The organism is Sulfitobacter sp. W027, from assembly GCF_025143985.1.
Lineage (GTDB): Bacteria > Pseudomonadota > Alphaproteobacteria > Rhodobacterales > Rhodobacteraceae > Sulfitobacter.
Genome location: NZ_CP083564.1, coordinates 2,342,822 through 2,364,705 on the forward strand (window position 1 = coordinate 2,342,822; position 21,884 = coordinate 2,364,705).

Sequence of the window (21,884 nt, forward strand, 5' to 3'; positions counted from 1 at the left end):
CATCTGAATCCATCGCTTCTATTAGCATGCCGCTTTAGTTTGAAGACATCTTGCCATAGCGCCGTTCAGTAATTTTGCTCATCGTCGTGGCGGAGGTTCATTTACCACGCTTGGCGCATTGTTTACGTGCGAAAGTTGCGTGCGCCCAGAATGTTGCGAGCAAGGCGGTTCAGCGGCATCTGATGCTCGCGAGAAGGGAACCTTCAATGGTCTGCTGGTCTCCAATGGTTCGATGCTCTTCGCGTCGCTTGGGCGAAGTTCAAGGTCGTTGACAGCGAGAAACGCACCATACTGCAGCAGAAAGCCTAGCGTATTCAGTTCTCAAATCCACGCTTGGAATACGTCCTGAAAGTTTTCCGTTCTCGGAAACTACATCGCGCAATACCTGCTGCTGTTCGGCCCACATATCTTTAGCGTCCTGCTCCGAGGTTTTCTTCTCTAGATCGAGATGCTTGAAACGAAGAGATGTGAGAGCTCCGGCCCAGAGACCGCTGACATAGGCAAACTCGACCATTGCACGATCTCTCCGTTCGACCAAGATTGTACAGGGAACCGCCTCTACTATCCGCCACGCATCGTCGTGTGAGAGCTAGACTCTAGGTCCCTTGCGAGTTTGGTTCGCCGTCGCGCTTCGAGATAAGGCAAAGTAGTCTGGGGTGTCTGCACCAGGTCCCCGTTCTCGCTTTGCCCACGGAGCCATTTGAAGAACAGGTTCGGGTGCGCGGCCCTATGGCGTAAAGTTGAATTGCTGAGGCCGCCCTGCTCTTTCGGTAGGTTGGCGAGCCGCAGCAGGCGATCGCAATGAGTCCCAACGAGTTTAGGGGTTACCTTGTCGAAAGCAATTCCATTCGAAAACGCTTAGAAATCTCGAACGCTGACAAAATTTCTGTTGGTGAATGCAGAACCGCGATAGACGAGGTTCAGATGAACCTCCTCGCAGAGCCTGCGTTCAGAACGGATACCAAGGCAATATCCAATGAACAGCATTCGAATCAGCAGCTCTGGATCGATTGAGGGACGCCCGGTGTGGCTGTAAGATTCTGCAAGATTTGGACGGATGCCACTTCGATCCACAAACCGGTCAATCGACCGCAGCAAGTGGCCTTGAGATACATGATTGTTGATGAAAACCTCACCAAAAAAGCGCGCCTTGCGCCTCTTGCTTTGATCCTCGCATCGTCAATTCCCTTGCATTCACAAGCAATTGAATCAGTGTCAAGCCCGCCAAATCAAGAAGAGTTTTTCAACGAAATTCGTCCTTCCTGAATCCTTCCCGCTTGTGGCCTTAAACTGCCGTTCGCCTCGCTGCCGAGCGCTGCGGCGGAGCGTTAGTTCCCGGATCCTTTTCTATTATGCTGTTTTAAAGCATGAGACAGAGTTGCTTTGTGCTCGGGAAAGACGAACAGCCCGCGCTGCTCATCTTTCCCTCTTCTTACGCGTCCTTATTCAGGATCGCGGATGGTGATCGCCGGGTTCATCGGGAAGAAGTTATGCGGCATGATATGCACGGTCTTCCATTCGGTCGACATAACAGGCCAGTCTTCGGTGCGGGGCACATGGTGGAAGCCCGCGGTGAACCACGTAACGATGCACTGATCCTGTAGCGGCGCGTCTTCCTTGACCCATTGCGCCAGCGTGTCGGAGCCGTCGCTTTGCAAAGCGAACTTGCCGCCAGCATAACGTTCCTCAGGCTCATGCACCGTGTTCCAAACCAAGTTCTCGATATAGGCGCTGCGGATCATCGGCGGGTCGTTCTCAAAGTCGAAAGGCCCATAGGCGACGCTGCCGTGGTGGATCATGTAGCCCGGCTTGTGCCCCAACGGCCCTTTGCGGTCGGGGTATTGCAGCATGAAGTAACGCGGCTTGAACGAAGACACCTGATAGGTCGCGTCGGCCTCGGATTTGGGCATGTTATGCTCGACCTTCCAAAGGGTCCGGCGGCGACTGTCCTCGGCCACTTCAGCGGGTACGATGTCCATCGTCATGAAGCGGTTGCTGGGCTGGTCGATGTCGAAATCGAGCCGGAAGTTGAAGTAGTGGTCATGGTTCGCCGCCACCAGATTGGGCGCGATCAGCGTGCCATATTCCGTCTCGCGCGCCGCCGAAGGATCGTCCATCGATGTCGCGTCAGCTTCTACGAGGTCAAAATTGCATGCTTGTTCACACTACGGACGCTCCAAAATTGGCAGTTTCTTCAAGGCTATATCGGTCAAAGGCATAGGAAATCATATGCATTTTAACACCCCTGATTCCACCCCTAAATTTTCTGGCTTGAGCGGGACAAACGTGGAACACGTTGGACAACCTAAAACTGAAACCTGAAAGATATCAGACCTATAGGACAAAGGCGGACTATCTTGGATAGCTGTAGTGGTGCCCGGGGGCGGAATCGAACCACCGACACGAGGATTTTCAATCCACTGCTCTACCCCTGAGCTACCCGGGCACGGGTCACCTCTTTCGAGGTCGGGTGAGCGGGTTCTAGGACCTGAGGCGCGGGGTGTCCAGCCCCATTTTACCCTGAAATTCACTTCTTTTCGAGAAGGGCAAATTATCTTGCGTTAATGGGGCTTTACGGGGCTGTCTTGTACTGCTTCGGCGGCCACATTGGCCGCCTCGACATCATCGGGATCGCGTGACGGGACGGCATAGCTGCCGTTAAACCAGCGGCCCAGATCGATGTCGGCGCAGCGGCGCGAGCAGAAGGGGCGGTGCGCTTTGACGGTCTCAGCTTTGCAGATCGGGCAGCTCATTCGCCACCCCCTGCAAGAACCTCCGCCAGCACCGGGCGGGCGCGTTTGCGCTGCAATTCGTAATGGCCCAGCGGTGTCCAACCGACCAGCGTCGTGTCCACATCATCGGCGCGGAAAGCGGCACGTAGCGCGCTTTCAAAGGTACGACGATCCTTCTTGGGCATGGGAGCGAGATCGAGGGTGATCTGCCCGCCAAGACCGCGCAGACGCAGAGCGCGGGGCAGAGCGCGGGCGCAGGCCATATTGGCCTTCACGCCAGCAGCGAGCGATGCATCACTTCCGGTGTTAACGTCCACAGCCACAAGCGCGCGGGTCGGCTCAACAAAGATCGACGCTCCGTTGCCAAGCGGCACTTGCGGCGAGGACAGGCGGTCAAGCTCTTCCAAAACACCATGGTCGCTGAAGCCCCCGGCTTCGGTCACGACCTCGGCCGGTGCAGTCCAATCACGCCATGCCAACAGATGCGGGCCATCACCTTCGCTCAGCACTTCCATCTCCTGCCCGTCATCACTGGCGACGGTATCCGCAAGCGCCAGCATATTTGCGATATCCTCGGCAATATCATCGGCATCGGCCCCGGCGCAGGAGGAGCGCAGGATCAGCCCCAAATCGGCCCCGCCTGCGGCTTCATGGGCGATTTCAAGCAGCCGGTCGCGTTCTTCCTCGTCTTTGATGGAGCGCGAGATGTTCAGCCCCGGTGCATCGGGCGTCACGATGGCATAGCGCGATTTGAACAGCAGCTTGTTGGTCACCGGGATCGCCTTGCCCGGCTCGGCATGGCCCGAGACCTGCACAAGGATCGTCTGACCGGGCGCGAGACCTTTGATCTGTCGCAAGAATGCCGCGCCGTCTGGGGTCTTGAGGAACATGCCCCCCTGCCCCTTCACCGGACGATCCGCAATGGCGCGATAAACGGTGCCAACGCGCGGCGCGTCGCTGTCTACAAGAAAGTCATCGAGCTTGCCGTCCACCATGAGTGCAGCGGCTTCAACATCGCCAAGATGGTCGAGAATGATCGTTCGGCCCTTCATGCGGCACCTCCGTCAAATGGGTAGCCTGCCGCTTGCAGCAGGTTCGCAGCCTCGGCCAAAGGCAGGCCGACGATTGCAGTGAATGAGCCGCTGATCCATGGGATAAGCGCGCCAGCGGGGCCTTGGATCCCATAGCCACCCGCTTTGCCGCGCCAATCGCCGGTGGCGAGGTAGCGGCGGATTTCCGGCTCGGAAAGGGGTTTCATCTTTACGGTGCTTTGGACATCGCGTTGCCAAAGCTTTTCGCCGCGCTTTACGGCGACGGCCGTTACGACCTTATGACGGCGGCCGGACATGAGCCGCAAGAACGCCTCTGCCTCGGCCTCATTCTCAGGCTTGCCCAAGATACGCCGCCCAAGCGCCACGGTGGTATCGGCGCAGAGCACGATATCATCCGTCTCAGCAGGCACAGCCGCCACCTTCTCACGGGCCATGCGGGCGCAATAGGGGCGCGGCAGTTCGGCCTTGTGGGGGGTCTCGTCAATGTCGGGGGCGCGGATGGCATCGGGGACCACACCGATCTGGGCCAAAAGCTCCAACCGGCGCGGTGATCCTGATCCGAGAATGAACTGCATCTTATAGGCCTCTTTGCCTGAGGCCGGCAGCCCGGTCGGGGCCGCGCACGGCCCCGCCTGCGCCGCGCAACGCGCGTACGCGGTGCCGCTTACTTGAAGCGATAGTTGATCCGACCCTTGGTCAAATCATAGGGTGTCATTTCCACCTGAACTTTGTCGCCAGCCAGAACACGGATGCGGTTTTTCCGCATCTTGCCTGCCGTATGCGCGATGATCTCATGGCCGTTTTCCAGCTCGACCCGAAACGTCGCGTTAGGCAGGAGTTCCTTCACGACACCGGGAAATTCGAGCGTATCTTCCTTGGCCATGGTCTCTCCTTGAGCACAATACCCTCCAATTTGAGGGCGCAGGCTTAAATGGGCGCATTTTGCCGCTTTTTCAAGGGGGATTCAGCGCAAAGCGACGTTTATCGCCGTTCCGTCGCGGCCAAGCTGATCCTGCCAGTCCCTGCGGTTCAGCACGATGCCATCGGCGCGCACCTCAGCGACCTGTGCCATATCGGCTTCTGCCACGGTCCAGCCGGGGGCATTGACCTCTCGCACGCCCAAGATACCCGTGGGCGGAAAGCCTCGGTCGGGCGGGCAGAAAATCCCGCCTGCGCCGTAGGATTGACCCAAAGCATCGGACCAATCCGCCGCGCCAACGACTGATGACATCGCGGTGATGCACTGATTCTCCAGCGCGCGGGCCATGGAGCCGATGCGCACGCGCCAATACCCCGCCAGCGTTTCGGTCACGCTTGGCACGCAGATCACGTCGCAATCCGCCAGCGCGCGGCCCAGCAGGGGGAATTCGCTGTCATAACAGATCAAAATGCCGATCTTGCCGATGGCCGTCTCGAAAACCTGAAGCGCATTGCCTCCAATCACACCCCACTCTTCACGCTCAAAACGGGTCATGATCTGCTTGTCCTGCATCCCCACCTGCCCCGAGGGCGTGATCAGCCGCGCGCGGTTGACCGAACGACTGTCGGTCGCCGCAGGACCAGAGCCTGCCACAATATGCACGTTATGCTCAGCCGCGAGCCTTACATGCAGCCGGTCCGCCTCATCCAGCTTTTCGGAAACCGAAAATAGCGACCGCTCCAAATTGGCAGCAACCTCTGGCCCGTCCAGTGTGGCCAATTCCATTGCGGCATATTCGGGGAAAACCAGCAGTTCCGCCCCCTGCACTGCCGCATCGGCGACCCAACGGGCCAGTTTGTCTTCGTATTGCCCCCAAGACGTCAAAACATCGAGCGGATAGGCGGCTGTAGCGATTTTCATCTGAAGGGCTCCGGGGGGCTGCTTTCTGCGCAGTCTGCGCGGCTTTTTCGGAGGCTTCAAGGGGAGGCTAAATGGATCAGATGGCGGCTTGCATAGTTTCGCCATCGCGAATTCTGAGGTGCCACTTTCACGGGCAAATGCTTGACCTAAGCCGCCCATGGTTTCACAAGTTCCGAAAGAGATGGGACCACATGCTGAACAAAGGGATCACCCTTCGGGGCATCGAAGTGTTTGAGGCGCTGGCGCGCAGCGGATCGGTGGCGCAGGCCGCACAGGCCACGGGGCTCAGCCAACCCGCCGTCAGCCAACAGATGCGCAACCTTGAAGCCGCCATCGGCGCGGAACTGGTCGATCACTCGCGCCGCCCGATGCGTCTGACCCAAGCCGGGCAGATGTTCCTACGCCGCGCCGAACAGGCGCTGTCGGAGTTGCGACAGGCACAGAGCGAAGTCACGGTGATGGATCTGGCCCACCTTGAGGCGCTAAATCTCGGCGTGATCGATGATTTCGACGATGATCTAACCCCACGCCTTGCCACCATCCTTGGCGACAGCCTGACCGGATGCCGCTTTCGCATGATTACCGCAGGCAGCAACGAAATGGCCGCAGCCCTGCGCGACAAAAGCCTGCATATGGCGCTATCGGCGCAGATCGACAGCGCCCTCGACGCGGTCCTAGAGTATCCGCTGGCCCGCGACCCCTTCATCCTCGTAACCCCTGCCGAAGTGCCCCATGCCCCCGTTGCCCTGCTGGCAGGCGACACCGACCTGCCGTTCCTGCGCTATGCCGCCGACCAGTTAATTGCGCGTCAAATCGAAGCCCATCTCACCGCCCAAGGCCACAGCCTGCCCGCACGGTTCGAGATCGGCAGCCATCTTGCGCTGATGGCTATGGTGGCACGGGGAATCGGCTGGGCCATCACCACGCCCTTGGGCTACATGCGTGCGGTGCGCTTTCATGCGAAGCTCGCCGCGCACCCCCTGCCTGCCCCGGTGCCTGCGCGGACCATCTCACTTTTCGCCGGAGCCGAATGGTCCGGCCCGGTACCGCGCGACATCGCACAGACCGTGCGGCAACTGATGCAGACCCATATGATCGCCCCCGCCATTGCAGAACTGCCGTGGCTGGCTGAGGGGTTTCACCTGCTTGAAGACCACAACCGGATCGGAGAATAACAGCCATGACCAAGATCGTGATCCTTACCGGCGCGGGCATCTCTGCCGAAAGTGGGATTGAGACCTTCCGCGCCTCCGATGGCCTTTGGGCGCAGCACCGGGTCGAAGACGTCGCCACGCCCGAAGGCTTTGCCCGCAATCCCAAACTGGTGGTCGATTTTTACAATGCCCGCCGCGCGCAGGCAGCTGAGGTTTCGCCCAACGCCGCACATCAAGCACTGGCGCGTTTGGAGGCCGAGCTTAACGGGGAGGTCGTGGTTATTACCCAGAATGTCGATGACCTGCACGAACAGGGCGGCTCGCAAAAAGTAATGCACATGCATGGCGCGCTCAAAGGCGCGCTCTGCGCCGCTTGTGATCACCGCTGGCCTGCGCCCATGGTGATGGCACCGGGCGATGCCTGCCCCGCCTGCAGCGCCTCTGCCGCGCGGCCAGATATCGTCTGGTTCGGCGAGATGCCCTATGAGATGGATGTGCTCTTCGATCATCTGGCCGAGGCGGATGTCTTTGCTGCCATCGGCACCTCAGGCAATGTTTACCCCGCCGCCGGATTTGTCGCCGAAGCCCGCCGCGCCGGGGCGCATACGATTGAATTCAATCTCGAACGCTCCGCCGTCGGCAATCAGTTCGCGGAACATCGCATCGGTCCTGCCAGTCAGACGGTGCCCGAATGGGTAGAAGAGGTCTTGGGCGCGCACCGATAGACCACGGCGCGCGGGAGCGGCTCAGCGCGGTTCGCTGCGCAGCCCTTTGTAGATCGTGTAGCACATCACTAGCATCAGAATGGCGAAAGGTACCCCCGTTGCCGTGACCCCGGCTTGCAGGGCCGACAGCCCACCGCCGATCAAAAGCACGATGGCGATCAACCCCTCGACGATGCACCAGAAGATCCGTTGCGGCACCGGCGCGTCGATCTTGCCACCTGCCGTGATCGTATCGACGACAAGCGATCCTGAATCCGACGAGGTGACAAAAAACACCAGCGCCAGAAGAATTGCTATGGTCGATGCGGTCTTGGTAAAGGGCAGCTCATTCAACATCCCGAAAAGCGACAGTTCAGGCGAATAGCTGTCGATCACATTGGCCTTCACCAGCGAGGTTTCAGGGCTGGTGAGGATCTGGTCAATCGCGATCCCGCCAAAGACCCCCATCCAGATAAAGATGATCAACGAGGGGATCAGCAGCACGCAGATGATGAATTCCCGAACCGTGCGCCCGCGCGAGACCCGCGCAATGAACATGCCCACGAAAGGCGCCCAGGAAACCCACCACGCCCAATAGAACGCCGTCCACCCTTCGCGGTAGGCGTCGTCATCGCGGCCAAAGGGGTTGGAAAGCGGAATGATCTCTTGCGAATAGGCCACCAGACCGGTCCAGAAACCATCCAGCCCCACCAGCGTCGGGCCGACGAAGAGCACGAAGAGGAAAAACAGGATCGCCACGACCATGTTTACCTCCGACAGGATCTTCACCCCGCCGTCCAAACCCCGCCAGACCGACACCAGCGCCACGGCAGTCACCAAGAAGATGATGATCACCTGCACGTTGGTTGAAATCTCAAGCCCGAAGGCGAAGTTGAACCCTGCATTGGCCTGCTGTGCACCTAAGCCCAGCGATGTTGCCAGACCAAAAAGCGTCGCAAATACGGCGAGAATATCAATGAAGTGCCCCGGCCAGCCCCAGACACGATCACCCAAAATCGGATAGAAACACGACCGGATCGAGAAGGGCAGACCCTTGTTATAGGTGAACAAAGCCAGTGCCAGCGCCATGATTGCATAAACAGCCCAGCCGTGCAGACCCCAGTGATAGAATGTCGCGGCAAGTCCCATGGCACGCGCTGCCTCAACGTTTTCCGGAATGATCGAACCATCTTCTGCAATCGGCAGCGGCACCCCCAGCGGGCCAGAAACGTTCATATGATAGACCGGCTCGAGCACACCAAAGAACAACAGACCGATGCCCATGCCAGCTGCGAAAAGCATGGCAAACCACGCGGGGTAGGAATATTCCGGCACAGCATCTCGACCGCCGAGCCTGACTTTAGCGACAGGCAAGAAGATCAACGCGATACAGAAGATAACGAAGATATTCACGATGATCATGAAAAGCCAATCGAGCTTGCTGGTGGCAAAATCCCGAACAGCGAGAAAGATCTCCCCAGCCTGATCCGGAAACAGCATCGTGAGCACCACGAAGGCCACCGCCGTCAATCCCGATACCATGAAAACCGGGTTGTGGATGTCAAAGCCAAGCGGGCCGAGGGTGCCGTCGATATTGTCTTGGCCGACCTCGAAATCGGTTTCGATCTCACTATCGTGGGGGGCAGGCTCAGTCATGATGTCTCCGATCTTGATTGCACGGTCTTGGCCCCGCTTGGCAAAAAGCCCGGCCAGAACAACAAATGTCAGAGGGTCAAATAGCTCTGCCTTCCGAGATTTCCCGAACAAAAACATCAACCTGTGCAACAAAGTTGCCAGCGACCGCCAAAGTTGCCGCCCCTGTGGAACCGTCGATTGATTAGTTTTCCCTCAGCCAAAAACGAAAAAGGCCCCGATCCTTTCGGATCGAGGCCCCAATCTCATTAGTGGTAAGCCTTAGCTCAGCACATCGGCAGTCGCGCTGGATTTCGCGATGGCCTTTTTTATTTTCAACGCATTGTCGGACAGTTCGACGTCCTTGGCTTTCGCCAGGAACTTGTCCAGACCACCGCGGTGGTCGACGCTGCGCAGAGCTGCGGCAGAGATGCGCAGCTTGAACGCGCGGCCCAATGCTTCGGACTGCAACGACACGTCGTTGAGGTTCGGCAGGAACCGACGGCGTGTACGGTTGTTAGCGTGGCTTACGTTGTTGCCCGTCATCGGGCCTTTTCCGGTCAATTCGCAACGGCGCGACATGGGTTCATCCTTTTGCTGTTGTGTCCTTCCAGCGATCCGGAAAAACACATAACGTGGGGGCCGCGCAGAGCCGACCCTGAATTGGTTCGCTGGCTTTAAGGGGAATCGCGGTAGCCGTCAACCCGAAGCGCAGGACTTGAGCGCTTTTCCCGCGGGTCTGGCGGTTACGTCAAGGTCCGTCCCATCTACCCCGCTTCTATTACGCTGGTTTTTGCCACCTGAAATAGAGTTTCCTTTGCATCCCCCCGATGGATTTGCGATGCAGACGCATGACCATACAGATGCGCGCCCTCTTCGTTCACCTCTTTACCGCCACGGGTGCGGTGCTGGCGATGCTCGCCATGCTCGCCGCCGTTGAGGAAAAATGGGACCTGATGTTCCTCTGGTTAGTGATCGCCTTTTTCGTCGATGGCATTGACGGGCCACTGGCACGCAAATTCGATGTGAAGACCAACGCGCCGGAGTTTGACGGCGTCTTGATGGACCTGATCATCGACTATCTCACCTATGTGTTCATCCCGGCCTTCGCGCTATTCACATCGGGCCTCATGGATGGCTGGAGCGGTTGGGCGATGATCATAATCATCACCTTTGCCAGCGTCATGTATTTCTCCGATACGCGGATGAAAACGAAGGATAATTCATTCAAAGGCTTCCCTGGTTGCTGGAACATGCTGGTGCTGGTGCTCTTTGCACTGAAGCCCGAGTGGTGGGTCAGCCTGATCGTGGTGACGATCCTTGCCGCGGCGATGTTTCTCCCGATCAAGTTCGTGCACCCCGTCCGGACAGAACGCTGGCGCCCTGTCACCCTACCAATGGCGCTGGCATGGACCTTCTTTGCGGGTTGGTCCGCTTGGGTGAACTTTCACCCCGAAAGCTGGGCGCATTGGGGTCTTGTAATCACCTCGATCTACCTCATCTGTGCCGGTGCTGCGCAGCAGTTGATCCCCCTTGCCGAAGACTGAGCTTGCCTCAAGGGCTTAAATCAACAGCCCCGCCGCGCCCTCATGGCGCAGCAGTGCGACCTTGGTCTCAACCCCGCCCGCCCCGCTAAAACCGGTCAGCCCCTTGGCCCCCATCACCCGGTGGCAAGGGACGATAATCGGGATCGGATTGCCGCCACAGGCCCCACCCACCGCTTGCGCAGGTACGCCGAGGTCGCGGGCAATCTCGCCATAGGTGCGGGTATCGCCGAACGGAATCGCCAGAATCGCGGCGCAGACTGTGCGCTGGAAATCGCTCCCCTTGACCCGAAGCGGCAGGTCAAAGCGCTGGCGCTCACCTGTCGCGTATTCGTTAATTTGTCTCAGCGCGGCATCGAGCAGGTCCGAGCGGTCTTGCCGTGCCGCCTGCCCCCAGCCAAGCGCCGTGATCGCACCGTCTTCTTCGGTGACGATCAAATCGCCGAAGGGCGTGGAGAGTGAGGCCTGTATCATCGCCCCACTCTGCGCCAGAAATCGCGCCTGCGAAAGAGCGCTGAGGGCATCGCCCTCTCTGGAAGGCGTCCCTGCTTTTCCGGCAAGCACGGACTTGGAAGAGACGCTAACGGTGCAATTTGTAGAAACGCTGCAAAATCGCCCTCCGGGGGGAGGGAGCGCGATGCCCGTGGTTCCCACGGGCGGGGCATTGGTGACCAGACAAAGAAAAACGGGCGCCGGTTATCCCGACGCCCGCAGCCCCCTTACTGAACGTGGCGAACTAGCCGCCAACGTTTCTCTGGGCCGAACTGTTCTGCAACGCCGTCACTCTCAAGCATTGCAAGGACCGTTCTAGAAATGTGACCCACATGTTCGACATGTCCGCCTTAGATACCCAAACATTTTCCGACATCCACATTTCTCAGCCCTTCTTCAGGGCCATTTTCAAGGACAGTTCTTACTGCTGCCTTCAATGCCGCCAGCGCCCCCTGTGCCGTTTCGAAAGCCTCATTGATAGTTTTCATGCTGTTTCCTCCGCCAATGCCTCACGCACCGCTTCATCACAGCGCCCGCAAACGCCGGGATGTTCATGGGTGCCGACATCCGGCAGCACCTTCCAGCAGCGCTCGCATTTCTCGCCTTCAGCCTTTTCGAACACCACGGCCACGCCTTGCGTCTCGGGCATGCGGAAAGCCTCAGCCGGGGCCGCATCGCCGGTCACGGTGATGTCTGAGGTGATCGCCACGTCCTCAAAGGACACGCTCTGCAATGCCTCGCGCTGCGCCGCATCATCGACATGTACCACGGGGGCGGCCTCAAGCGAGGCCCCGATGACCTTCTCGGTCCGCTGTACCTCCAACGCCGCTGTCACCACGCGCCGCGCCGCACGGACCTTGGCCCATTTCGCCGCCAGTTCCGGGTTCAGCCATGCCTCGGGCGTTTCCGGCATATCCACCAGATGCACCGAAGACTCCTCGCCGGGGAACCGCTCCAGCCAGACTTCTTCCATGGTAAAGACCAGCACCGGGGCCAGCCATGTAGTCAGACGGTGGAAAAGGATATCCAGCACCGTGCGCGCGGCACGGCGGCGCAGGGTGTCGCCGTCGCAATACAGCGCATCCTTGCGGATATCAAAGTAGAAGGCCGAAAGATCGACCGTGGCAAAGGTAAAGACCGCCTGGAACACGCCCTGAAAATCAAAGCGCGCAAAGCCGTCGCGCACAACCTTGTCGAGCTCTGCCACCCGGTGCAGCACCCACTGCTCCAACTCGGGCATGTCTGCCGGATCAACGCGGTCCGCCTCGCTGAAATCATTCAACGCGCCGAGCATATAGCGCATGGTGTTGCGCAGGCGGCGGTAGCTGTCGGCCACACCTTTGAGGATCTCATCCCCGATGCGCTGGTCAGCGGTGTAATCGGTCTGCGCCACCCAAAGCCGCAGGATATCCGCGCCATACTGCTGCACGATCTTCTCGGGCACGATGGTGTTGCCGATGGACTTGGACATTTTCATGCCCTTGGCGTCCAGCGTAAAGCCGTGCGTCACCACGTTGCGGTAAGGCGCGCGGCCTGTAGTGCCCACAGACTGCAACAGCGACGAATGGAACCACCCGCGGTGCTGGTCGGTGCCTTCCATGTAAACGTCTGCGATGCCATCCTCGGTGCCATCTGCGCGGTCGCGCAGGGTGAAGGCATGGGTCGAGCCGCTGTCGAACCAGACGTCGAGAATGTCGGTCACCTGATCGAACTCCGCCGGATCGACGATGCCTTCGAGGAACCGTTCCTTCGCGCCTTCCGCATACCACGCATCCGCGCCTTCGGTCTCGAAAGCCTCGGTGATACGCTGGTTCACTGCTTCGTTGCGCAGCAGGAAGTTCTCATCCGTTGGGGCAACGCCCTTGCGCACGAAACAAGTCAGCGGCACGCCCCACGCGCGCTGGCGGCTCAGCACCCAGTCGGGCCGCGCCTCCATCATCGAATGCAGACGGTTGCGGCCGGATTTCGGCACCCAATTGACCTTGTCGATACACGTCAGCGCGCGTTCGCGGATCGTCTTGCCGTTCTGGTCCAGTCCGTCGCCGACCTCCTTGTCGATGGCGGCAAACCACTGCGGCGTGTTGCGATAAATCACCGGCGCCTTGGAGCGCCAGCTGTGCGGATAGCTGTGCTTGATCTTGCCACGCGCCAGCAGACCGCCGACCTCAACCAGCTTATCGATAATGGCGCTGTTGGCGTTGCCCTCCTTGCCGTTCGGCTTGAGGATCGCCTTGCCGCCAAAGAACGGCAGATCGTCGCGGAAACGACCGTCTTCCATAACGTTATAGGTGATGACCTGCGGCAGCATGCCGAGGTCACGATACAGCTCGTATTCCTCCAGACCGTGCGACGGCGCGCAGTGCACAAAGCCGGTGCCCTCGTCCGAGGTCACGAAATCCGCCGCACGGAAATCGCGCAGATCGTCCCATTCGCCGTTGGCTCCTTCGGCCCCGGCCAGCGGGTGTAAAAGCGAGATTTTGGCCAGTTCGTCATTCTCAACGCTGCGGACACGCTGCCACATGCCGTCTTCCAGACGCGCCCGTGCGAACACATCCGCCGCCAAGTCATCGGCCAGCAGATAGCGGTCGCCTACATTGGCCCAGCATTCCTCGGGCGTCGCGGTTACTTCATAAAGGCCGTAGGAGATGCCCTCGCCGTAAACCACGGCCTTGTTCGACGGCATGGTCCAAGGCGTCGTGGTCCAGATCACCACCTGCGCCCCGTCCAGATCGCCCTCGGTCCCGACCACCTTGAACTTCACCCAGACGGTGTGGCTTTCCTTGTCGTGATACTCGACCTCGGCCTCGGCAAGCGCGGTCTTTTCGACCGGCGACCACATCACGGGCTTGGAGCCTTGATAGAGCGTGCCGTTCATCAGGAACTTCATGAATTCCTCGGCGATCACACGCTCGGCGTGGAAATCCATTGTGAGGTACGGATTTTCCCAATTGCCGGTGATCCCCAGCCGCTTAAACTCCTCGCGCTGCACGTCAACCCAGCCACGCGCAAACTCGCGGCATTCGGCGCGAAATTCGTTGATCGGCACCTGATCCTTGTCGCGGCCCTTCTTGCGGTACTGCTCTTCGATCTTCCACTCGATCGGCAGACCGTGGCAGTCCCAGCCGGGGATGTAGCGCGCATCATAGCCCATCATCTGGTGGCTGCGCACGATCATGTCCTTGATCGTCTTGTTCAGCGCGTGACCGATGTGCAGGTTGCCGTTGGCGTAGGGCGGGCCGTCATGCAGCGTGAAGGGCTGACGCCCCTCTTTCTCGCGCAGACGGTCATAGACGCCGATCTTCTCCCAGCGCTCCAGCCAGCCGGGCTCGCGCTTGGGCAGTCCGGCGCGCATGGGGAAATCAGTCTTGGGCAGGTTCAGCGTGGCTTTGTAGTCGGGGGTCTCGGCGCACATGGGGGGCGTCCTTTAGGCATTTGGGGTGTTGTTCAATCTGGTTCGGTGCGAGCGGCTCAAACACCTCGGCCCGGCGTCTCAGTTGGTCAGAGCGCCGGGGATATAATTCGAATAATGATCGCGGTGAGGCGTGTCATAAGGCTGCTTATAAACAGCCCCCCCTGCCCCGACAAGCCCTGCCGAAAGAGGCGAGGATTGCCACGAATGCCGCATCAAACAGACCCCCACGAAATCTTAACATTTTTTATGAATCCCGGACTTTCCTTGATTTTTTCGGCAAAAACAGCATCATACGCTTTTCGATAGATTTTGGAGCGCGCGATCTTTGTCCTTGGGACAGTCGCGCCACTTTGGATGGGCAGAAAGGCCTTCATTTGACCACGGAACAGCCCCTTTATCACGATATGTCTGTCAAACCCTCGGGCATGGTGGATCACTTGAGTGATGCACAGTGGGCAAAGCTTGCGCCTTTGCTGACCCAGCACAAGCATTTCACGCCCGGCACCGTTGTCAGCCAAAGGGGTGATTTACTGGACCACAGCCTGCTGCTTCTGGATGGCCTAATTGCGCGCAGTGTTCCCCACGGTCAGCGCGGGCGCAGCACTTTTGTCGCCCTGCAGTTCCCCGGCGAATTTGTCGATCTCCACGCTTTCCCGCTCAAGCGGCTGGACCACGACGTGATATCGCTGACCGACACACGGGTCGCCATGATCTCGCATCAGCCGCTGCGTGAACTGCTCAATGGTGACGTCGAATTGGCGCGGAAACTTTGGCTTATGACCTTGGTGGATGCGTCCATTCACCGACATTGGGTGATGCGCAACAGTGCCATGCGCGCGCTCGCGCGGGTGGCGAATTTCCTTAGCGAGTTTGACGCTCGCATGACTGGCGCATACGGCATGGAGCGTCAGTGCCTGCCCTTTAGCCTGCGCCAGACCGATATCGCCGATGCCACCGGTCTTACCTCGGTACACGTTAGCCGCACCCTGCGTGAGTTGCGCGAACATGGTTGCTGCACCGTGTCGGGGGGCAAACTGCTGATCCACGACCGCGCGGGGCTGCACAAGGTCGGCACGTTTGAGCCGGCCTATCTCTATATGCCCCAGTCCGAGGCGGCGCTTTAACCTGCTTCTGCCAGAGGCTGAGAGGCGCCTTCCACCTGCAAAGCGAGCAACGGATAGGTTCTGCGGGGCATTGCGACGTCGCCCTGCGCAAGGGCGGCCAAATAGAGCCGTTCAAACTTTGATACCATCGCCCGCGCATCGAACAGCCGCGCCACACGGGCGCGCGGCACCTCCGCAGGGATTGCAGACGCCAATTGCAAGGCCTTTGCCAAGGCTTCGGGGCTGTCGTTTTGCGCAATCACCCCCGCTTCGCCCAGCACTTCGTCCACGGCCCCATGTGGGGTTGCCGCAACCGGCAGTCCCGTAGCCATCGCCTCTACCGCCGCAAGGCCAAAAGGTTCCTCCCATTGCGGGGTGAAAAGCGCCACAGACGCCCGGCCGTAAGCTTGCCCAAGCGCCTTTGTGTCCAGATGCCCATCATATGTTACGTCGCCATAAAGATGGGGAATTACCAATTCGTTAAAATAGTCCTGATGTTCCACCACGCCGTAGATGCGCAGCGGCACCCCGGCGATCTGCGCGGCCGCCGCCGCCAGATGCGTCCCCTTGGTCGGGGTGATCCGCCCTGCCCAGACGGCACTGCCGTCCCCCGGCCCGCCTTGGGACCATTCGGTCAAATCGATCCCGTTGTGCACCACATGTGCCGTCTCAGGTGCGCCTTCAGGCCACCAGATATCCCGCTGGCGGGCAGAAACGACGGAGGACAGGTGCCACGGCGCTGCCCCATCCATCAGCGCGCCGCGCAAGACTTTAAACGGCGGAATATGCAGCGAGCTCACCATCGTCAGCTGCTCCGCCCGTGACAGGCGCGGCAGATAGCGGTGCAACGCGTTATTATGCACCACATCAAAGCCCCCTTCCAGCAACAGCCGCGCCGCGCGGGCATAGCAAGCGTCAAGGTGTTCGTTCAGCGCATCGGTGCCGTGGAAATCATGCCAAGGGTAGCGCGCGTCGTAATGCGCCTCACAGATCGGCAGCAATTTGACCCCCGGAGGCAGCCCTGTTGCACTGTCGCCGCTGGCCAATAGCGTCACGTCATGGCCCCGCTCCGCCAACATCCGGGCGAGACCATGGGTGAAGGCCTCCATGCCCCCCTTGAACGGTGGGGCAATGGGGTGCCGAATATGGCCGACGATGGCGATGCGCAGGGTCATTCCGCCGCGATCCGCTCTTCGCCGCGCAGATAGCGCAGCACGCGCGCGGTATTGGCATAGGGCTGGTCGGACTGCTGCTCACAGAGCGCGAAGTCATCCGCGTCCGGTTCGCGCAGCTGCACCAGCGCATCGCCATCCGTCCCCACCAGCCCCATCAGACGAAAGGCGGTGAGCCAGTGGTTCATGGTGCGATGACCCCATTTATCCGCGAAAATCTCGGTATTGCGCAGGATCGACGGGATGTGGTGGATCGGCGGCATGCAATGGGGATGATGCTGGTGAAAGACCTTTGCCCCCTTCGCCCAATGGATCGGCACACCGCGCTCGTCCAACTCACGGCCAAAGTCGGTATCCTCGCCCCCATATCCGGTGAAGCGTTCGTCAAAACCGCCGGATTTAACCCAATCCTCACGATGAATGGCAAAGTTCAGCGACCAGAAACAGCGGTAGTCATTGCAACGTTTCAACCCTTCGGCGGGCGGCCCTTGGCGATCCGAATGGCGCACGGCTACGGCTTCAAGCTTGGGATAGCTCCATCCGTCTGTTGCGGTGCCAGCGGGAAGGTAGTTGACCTCGCCCATGATCAGCCCATTGCCCGGAACCGCATAGCCCATGTAATCGGCAATAAGTTCTGGTGCCGGAATGCAATCTACATCGAGAAAGACGAGACATTCCCCTGCGGCCTCTGCCGCAACGGTATTGCGGGCGCGGGACAGCGGCAGTTCGCGGCCCGTGACCTGCACCTGACGGATCGGGAAATCGGTCTGGGGCAGGTTGTCATAGAGCGTATCTTGCATGACTCCGATCACCAGTTCATCCGGTTGCCGGGTCTGACGGGTCAGGCCAAGGATCACATTGCGCAGATGTGCCGCGCGCCCCCGTGCGAGCGTTAATGCACTGACAGTGGTGCCCTTAGGCGCGGATGGGGTGAACGACGTCATGTGTAACTCCGGTTTCTTTGGATGTGTCTAAAAGCAACTGTTCTGTTAGGCCGGTCAACCACACGGCCGTCTCGGCTGCGGCATCCTCATTGACCAAGGCCCGCTGCACGGCCGGGTCATGGCTATTAAGCGTGCATTGGATTGCTTCGCGCCACGCCTCTGCCGACGACGGGAAATGTGGGAGATGATGCGCCGCTCCCGCGCGGTGCAGCGCTGCAGCCTTCTCGATCTGTTCATCAAAATACCGCCACTCCGGCACGGCTAGCCACGGCGTCTCAGCCGCAAGGATCTGATGGCAGGTGGTGTTGCCGGTTGAGGCCACGACCATATCCGCCGCCGCCAGATACTCCGCCGCGTTGTCGACCCAGCCGTGATGCTGCAGGTTCGCAGGCTCCGTCGCATGCCAGTCGCGTGCCATCTGACCGATGGTGATGAATGCTGTGTCAGGCATGGCCCGCGCCGCGATGCCAAAAGGAGCAGAGGCAAAGCCGGTGCCGCCCCCGCCTGACATGACAAGCACCATGCGCTGCTTCGGCCCGACGCCAAGCTTTTCGCGCAACATGGCGCGCCGCGCTGGATCGGGGCGCTTCACGTCGACCCCCAATCCCCCGGCGAAATGCGTCTTTTCCATATGGCTTGCGGGCCAATCAGGCTGCGCCAGCGCCTTCGCACCGGGGCAAAGCAGTCCGACCGCCCCGTCATAGGCAGCCTGATGCCCCGGATCACTCCGCCGCCCGTGTTGCAGCACTTTCACATGCGGGACCGAGCAGATCCGCGCAAGCTGGGCCACCTCCGCCGAGACATCGCTGATCATCAGCACCGGGTTGGCACTGGCGAACCACCCGGTCAATTGCGCCATCGCCTGCCGAATACCCGGCCAGCCGAGCGGCGCGCAATGCACCGTGTCTGGCGCGGTTGTGGTGTCGTTGATGTCCTCCGCGCCGTTGGGCTCGAAAAGCGACGGCAGAGCGATAACCTCAACCTGTCGGGTAAAGGCGGGGAAAATGTCGGGCTTCGCACAAAAGACGGTCACCGGTTGGCTGGCAGGCAATGCATTGACCACCGCAGCGCAGCGCTCTGCGTGGCCCCGGCCCTGATGGTGAACGAAATAACCGATGGGCCGCGTCATTGCGCCACCATCTTGACAGGTGGCTCCATCGTGTTGATCGCAAGACCGAAGGTTTCCAGCCCCTCCAAAACCCCGGCAGCATGAGCAGCGCGGGCTTGGTAAAGACGCCCGCCCCCCAAACGGTCGCGCAACCCGTCCATCGCGTTGCCCACCAGAATGCCACGGCCCGGCCCGTCCTGTACCGCCTGTAACATGTCGAAATCATTGCCGCTGTCCCCGGCCACCACGACTCGTTCCATCGGCATGCCCAATCGCCGCGCCGCCGCGCAAACCGCAGCCCCCTTGCCCGCAGCCAATGGCAGAACGTCAATCAGCCGATCATGCGAGGCCACGACCTGCGCCGCCACATCACGCCGTGCCAGATAGCGCTCCAACCGCCGCGCGGTGCGCATGTCGCCGAACCCGCTGAGCTTCCAGCGCCGCTGTTCGACACGTGCCTGCCAGTTGAACCCGAACGCCATCAGCGCCCGCTCCACACGGTTGCGTTCCCAACCCGCATCAAGTTTCCGGGCAAAGCGCTCATCCAGACAAAGTCGCCCCTGATCGTTGGGCAGATAGACCTCCGTGCCGACCGAGGTGATGAAAACACGCGGCATCGGCAGGTTCCAATCGCGCAGGATGCGCCGCGCCTCCGGAAGGCTACGCCCGGTCGCCACGGCAAAGATCGGACGGTCGCGCGTGATCCAAGCATTGAACAGCGCCGCCGATGGCGCGCAGCCGGTAAGGGTGTTGTCAATATCGCTGGCCAGCATGACCCGCGCGCCTTCAAGGGGAACGGCGTGGCAAATATCCTCGCAGATAAGCTGGACCTCCTCGGCCCATTTCGACCAGTCATAGCGTCCGACATGGGTGCGCCCGGCCTCCGAAGCGTCTGACCAACGCACGCGGTCATCCAAAAGGCTGAGAAGGGCCGCTTCAATTGCCTCGCGGTCACGCGGCGGCACGCAGATGCCATGGCCAAGGTCGGCCACGATATCGGCAGGGCCGCCCTCTTGTGTGGCCACAACCGGCAGCCCATGAGAGGCCGCCTCTAACATGGTCAGACCAAAGGGTTCATGCAAAGCGAGATTAACAAAGACGCCGCCACTCTGGGCCGCAGCCTCATAAAGGGCCGCCACATCCCCCTGTGTGTGGCGCGGTGGAAAGGCCACTTTGCCGCGCAGGTCAGAAGTCTCTAAAATTTCACGCAGCTTGCCGAGTTCCGCCCGCGCCTCGGGGTTCGCTTGCAGGGCATCACCGTGCTGACCAGCAAGGATCACAAGGTTCGCCCGCGCCTGTAGCTCCGGGCTGTCCGCGTATACCCGCGCCAGGGTCGCAAGGTTTTTGCGGGCGACGGGGCGGGCCACGGCAAGCAGCATCGGGCGGTCGGGACCATCAAGGGTACCTGCCAAAAGCGCGCGCCCCGCCCCGATCTTTGCCGGACGGCGCAATGACACACCGGGAGAGACGCGGTGCACCCGCGCCTGCGCACCGGGCCCATAGGCCGCCACCTGCACCTCCGCCTCATCCCGCGAAGACAGCACGACGGCATCTGCATCGACCAAAGTCCGCCGCTCCGCCTCTACCCGCGCACCGTCAACCACTGCGCCCGATTTGCTCAGCGCCAGAGAATGCGGCGTATAGATCACCGGAATGCCGAACCGTTCCCGCGCTGCCAGCGCCAGTTGCGCCGCATCGGAAAAATGCGCGTGGATAACATCCGGAAGTCGCTTCGCCTGTGCCAAATCCTCCAAAAACGCTTCCACCAAAGCAGGGATCTCGGCGGCCAGATTCTCTTTGCTGAGATATCCCCGCTGCCCCGTCCAAAGCCGCCGGATCGACAGGCCACGGCCCACTTGCTGATCGGTCTGGGCGTGAACTGCCCCAAGGGTCGGCTCATCGAATGCCCGGGTCACGATCTGCACTGCGTCCACATCGCTCCGCGCGGCCTGCGCGCGGGCGGCCCCGAGGATGTAGGCGATGTGACCGCCGGTATCCTCGGTCACGCCGTAATTGACAGTCGGAGCCGTGAGGCAGCCCCCAAGGGCAATGTGACAAATGAACATGAATGGGCCTCCTTATGGAGGGGGGACCCCATTAATGGCCCTTCCGTTCCGATAACAAATATTAACGCATATATTTCTGGAAAGGGGTCCGGGCGGCGCTAGCTGGCCTTCCACCGTGCATCTGCGCACGCCCCGTTTGAGCAGGCCGATGACCGCAAAAATCCCATCACGCTATCTGTTTATCGGCGGGCTGCACCGCTCTGGAACGTCGCTGGTCAATCGGCTTGCAAATGCCCTGCCCGGCGCGGGTGGGATCACCGGATCGGCAGCGCCAGAGAATGAAGGCGTCTATCTGCAAGGTGCCATCGCCCATACTGCGCAGTCCGGACGGCCCATGCATTTCGCAACCAATCCGGCTGAGCATCTCACCGAAGCGCACCCGCTGAACACTCTGGAGACCAAAGAACGGCTGGAGAGTGACTGGTCTGCGTGGTTCGCCCCTGACCTGCGCTGGCGGGTTGAGAAGTCACCAGTGAACCTGACCCGCATGCGGTTGATGCAGCAACTCTTTCCCATGTCGCAATTCATCGTCGTCTTGCGCCACCCCGAGGCCGTCGCCGCCTCGGTCGCGTCATGGGTCGATGCTCCGGCGCAGAAGTTGATTGACCATTGGATCGCAGCGCAAGCGCAGCTGTTGGGCGACCTGCCTTACCTCCATGCGGCAATGGTGCTGCGTTACGAGGATATCGTCGCCGACGCCCCCCGCTCGCTGCGCCAGATCGCGCGTTTCCTCGATTTGCCGGAGGCGGCCCTCCCCGAGGGGATCGCGGACGGCAACCAGAGCTATGTCGGAGCCACCCGGATGACAGCTTCACAGGCGCGTGACGCCGCCCACTGGGGCTATACGCCGGGGCTTGAGGTCGCCCCATGGCCGGGACTGTTGCAACACCCGCTCAGGGCGGTGCGTGATGCCGTTGCGGCAGCTTGAT

Annotated in this window: 21 protein-coding genes, 1 tRNA gene and 1 pseudogene; 5 read left to right on the forward strand and 18 right to left on the reverse strand. The window is 60.4% G+C overall.

Annotation, left to right across the window (positions count from 1 at the left end):
* Positions 1 to 259: 259 nt before the first annotated feature.
* From K3759_RS11485 to K3759_RS11525, 9 genes and pseudogenes are all read right to left on the reverse strand, one after another.
* Positions 260 to 514 carry a hypothetical protein gene (locus K3759_RS11485; RefSeq protein WP_259981940.1) on the reverse strand — a complete coding sequence of 85 codons (255 nt, stop codon included), beginning with the start codon at positions 512 to 514 and terminating at the stop codon, positions 260 to 262.
* Positions 515 to 906: 392 nt separating this feature from the next.
* Positions 907 to 1,177: pseudogene (locus K3759_RS11490) on the reverse strand (transposase); the annotation flags it as partial.
* A gap of 265 nt (positions 1,178 to 1,442) precedes the next feature.
* Positions 1,443 to 2,117, reverse strand: a complete 675-nt coding sequence (locus K3759_RS11495) for a hypothetical protein (protein ID WP_259981941.1) — start codon at positions 2,115 to 2,117, stop codon at positions 1,443 to 1,445.
* A gap of 254 nt (positions 2,118 to 2,371) precedes the next feature.
* Positions 2,372 to 2,446, reverse strand: a tRNA-Phe gene (locus K3759_RS11500).
* Positions 2,447 to 2,561: 115 nt separating this feature from the next.
* Positions 2,562 to 2,753, reverse strand: a complete 192-nt coding sequence (locus tag K3759_RS11505) for a DNA gyrase inhibitor YacG (RefSeq protein WP_259981944.1) — start codon at positions 2,751 to 2,753, stop codon at positions 2,562 to 2,564.
* Positions 2,750 to 3,784, reverse strand: a complete 1,035-nt coding sequence (locus K3759_RS11510; protein WP_259981946.1) for a ribonuclease E/G — start codon at positions 3,782 to 3,784, stop codon at positions 2,750 to 2,752. Before K3759_RS11510 ends, K3759_RS11505 begins: the two co-directional genes overlap by 4 nt.
* Positions 3,781 to 4,359 (reverse strand): nucleoside triphosphate pyrophosphatase, encoded by a 579-nt coding sequence (locus tag K3759_RS11515; RefSeq protein ID WP_259981948.1) that lies wholly within the window; start codon positions 4,357 to 4,359, stop codon positions 3,781 to 3,783. The genes K3759_RS11510 and K3759_RS11515 overlap by 4 nt, the downstream gene beginning before the upstream one ends.
* A gap of 89 nt (positions 4,360 to 4,448) precedes the next feature.
* Positions 4,449 to 4,667, reverse strand: a complete 219-nt coding sequence (infA, locus tag K3759_RS11520; RefSeq protein WP_005978431.1) for a translation initiation factor IF-1 — start codon at positions 4,665 to 4,667, stop codon at positions 4,449 to 4,451.
* A gap of 81 nt (positions 4,668 to 4,748) precedes the next feature.
* Positions 4,749 to 5,624, reverse strand: coding sequence for a carbon-nitrogen hydrolase family protein (locus tag K3759_RS11525; RefSeq protein WP_259981949.1), 876 nt, complete (start codon positions 5,622 to 5,624; stop codon positions 4,749 to 4,751).
* 191 nt (positions 5,625 to 5,815) lie between these two features.
* On the opposite strand from K3759_RS11525, the gene K3759_RS11530 reads away from it, so the two are divergent.
* Complete coding sequence (locus tag K3759_RS11530) at positions 5,816 to 6,799, forward strand: LysR family transcriptional regulator (protein ID WP_259981951.1); 984 nt, start codon at positions 5,816 to 5,818, stop codon at positions 6,797 to 6,799.
* 5 nt (positions 6,800 to 6,804) lie between these two features.
* Positions 6,805 to 7,503 (forward strand): NAD-dependent deacylase, encoded by a 699-nt coding sequence (locus K3759_RS11535; RefSeq protein WP_259981952.1) that lies wholly within the window; start codon positions 6,805 to 6,807, stop codon positions 7,501 to 7,503.
* A gap of 21 nt (positions 7,504 to 7,524) precedes the next feature.
* On the opposite strand, the gene K3759_RS11540 is transcribed toward K3759_RS11535, so the two are convergent.
* Together K3759_RS11540 and rpmB are read right to left on the reverse strand one after the other, a co-directional pair.
* Entirely contained in the window at positions 7,525 to 9,138 is a 1,614-nt protein-coding gene (locus K3759_RS11540; protein ID WP_259981954.1) for a BCCT family transporter, read from the reverse strand.
* Positions 9,139 to 9,396: 258 nt separating this feature from the next.
* Complete coding sequence (gene rpmB / locus K3759_RS11545; RefSeq protein WP_067268014.1) at positions 9,397 to 9,696, reverse strand: 50S ribosomal protein L28; 300 nt, start codon at positions 9,694 to 9,696, stop codon at positions 9,397 to 9,399.
* Positions 9,697 to 9,965: 269 nt separating this feature from the next.
* On the opposite strand from rpmB, the gene K3759_RS11550 reads away from it, so the two are divergent.
* Positions 9,966 to 10,661 carry a phosphatidylcholine/phosphatidylserine synthase gene (locus K3759_RS11550; RefSeq protein ID WP_259981956.1) on the forward strand — a complete coding sequence of 232 codons (696 nt, stop codon included), beginning with the start codon at positions 9,966 to 9,968 and terminating at the stop codon, positions 10,659 to 10,661.
* A 15-nt stretch (positions 10,662 to 10,676) separates the two neighbouring features.
* Here K3759_RS11550 and K3759_RS11555 read toward each other — a convergent pair whose 3' ends face one another.
* The 3 genes from K3759_RS11555 to ileS form a co-directional block, all read right to left on the reverse strand.
* Entirely contained in the window at positions 10,677 to 11,132 is a 456-nt protein-coding gene (locus tag K3759_RS11555) for a methylated-DNA--[protein]-cysteine S-methyltransferase (protein WP_259981958.1), read from the reverse strand.
* A gap of 368 nt (positions 11,133 to 11,500) precedes the next feature.
* Positions 11,501 to 11,638: a hypothetical protein gene (locus K3759_RS11560; RefSeq protein WP_259981960.1), complete on the reverse strand. Its 138-nt coding sequence runs from the start codon at positions 11,636 to 11,638 to the stop codon at positions 11,501 to 11,503.
* The gene (ileS, locus tag K3759_RS11565) at positions 11,635 to 14,562 is read right to left on the reverse strand and encodes an isoleucine--tRNA ligase (protein ID WP_259981961.1); all 2,928 of its coding nucleotides are present in this window, start codon (positions 14,560 to 14,562) and stop codon (positions 11,635 to 11,637) included. Before ileS ends, K3759_RS11560 begins: the two co-directional genes overlap by 4 nt.
* A 437-nt stretch (positions 14,563 to 14,999) precedes the next feature.
* On the opposite strand from ileS, the gene K3759_RS11570 reads away from it, so the two are divergent.
* Positions 15,000 to 15,686: a Crp/Fnr family transcriptional regulator gene (locus K3759_RS11570; protein ID WP_259981963.1), complete on the forward strand. Its 687-nt coding sequence runs from the start codon at positions 15,000 to 15,002 to the stop codon at positions 15,684 to 15,686.
* Here the strand turns inward: K3759_RS11570 and K3759_RS11575 are convergent.
* Genes K3759_RS11575 through K3759_RS11590 form a run of 4 tightly spaced genes read right to left on the reverse strand, consistent with a single transcriptional unit; the run spans position 15,683 to position 20,955 of the window.
* Positions 15,683 to 16,840, reverse strand: coding sequence for a glycosyltransferase (locus K3759_RS11575; protein ID WP_259981964.1), 1,158 nt, complete (start codon positions 16,838 to 16,840; stop codon positions 15,683 to 15,685). The two genes, K3759_RS11570 and K3759_RS11575, sit on opposite strands and share 4 nt — an antisense overlap.
* On the reverse strand, positions 16,837 to 17,781 hold the full coding sequence (locus tag K3759_RS11580; RefSeq protein ID WP_259981965.1) for a glycosyltransferase family 2 protein: 945 nt from the start codon (positions 17,779 to 17,781) through the stop codon (positions 16,837 to 16,839). The genes K3759_RS11575 and K3759_RS11580 overlap by 4 nt, the downstream gene beginning before the upstream one ends.
* Positions 17,753 to 18,910 (reverse strand): glycosyltransferase, encoded by a 1,158-nt coding sequence (locus K3759_RS11585; RefSeq protein ID WP_259981967.1) that lies wholly within the window; start codon positions 18,908 to 18,910, stop codon positions 17,753 to 17,755. The genes K3759_RS11580 and K3759_RS11585 overlap by 29 nt, the downstream gene beginning before the upstream one ends.
* Positions 18,907 to 20,955, reverse strand: a complete 2,049-nt coding sequence (locus K3759_RS11590; protein WP_259981969.1) for an HAD-IIB family hydrolase — start codon at positions 20,953 to 20,955, stop codon at positions 18,907 to 18,909. Before K3759_RS11590 ends, K3759_RS11585 begins: the two co-directional genes overlap by 4 nt.
* A 148-nt stretch (positions 20,956 to 21,103) precedes the next feature.
* On the opposite strand from K3759_RS11590, the gene K3759_RS11595 reads away from it, so the two are divergent.
* Entirely contained in the window at positions 21,104 to 21,883 is a 780-nt protein-coding gene (locus K3759_RS11595; RefSeq protein WP_259981970.1) for a sulfotransferase, read from the forward strand.
* Position 21,884: the final 1 nt, after the last annotated feature.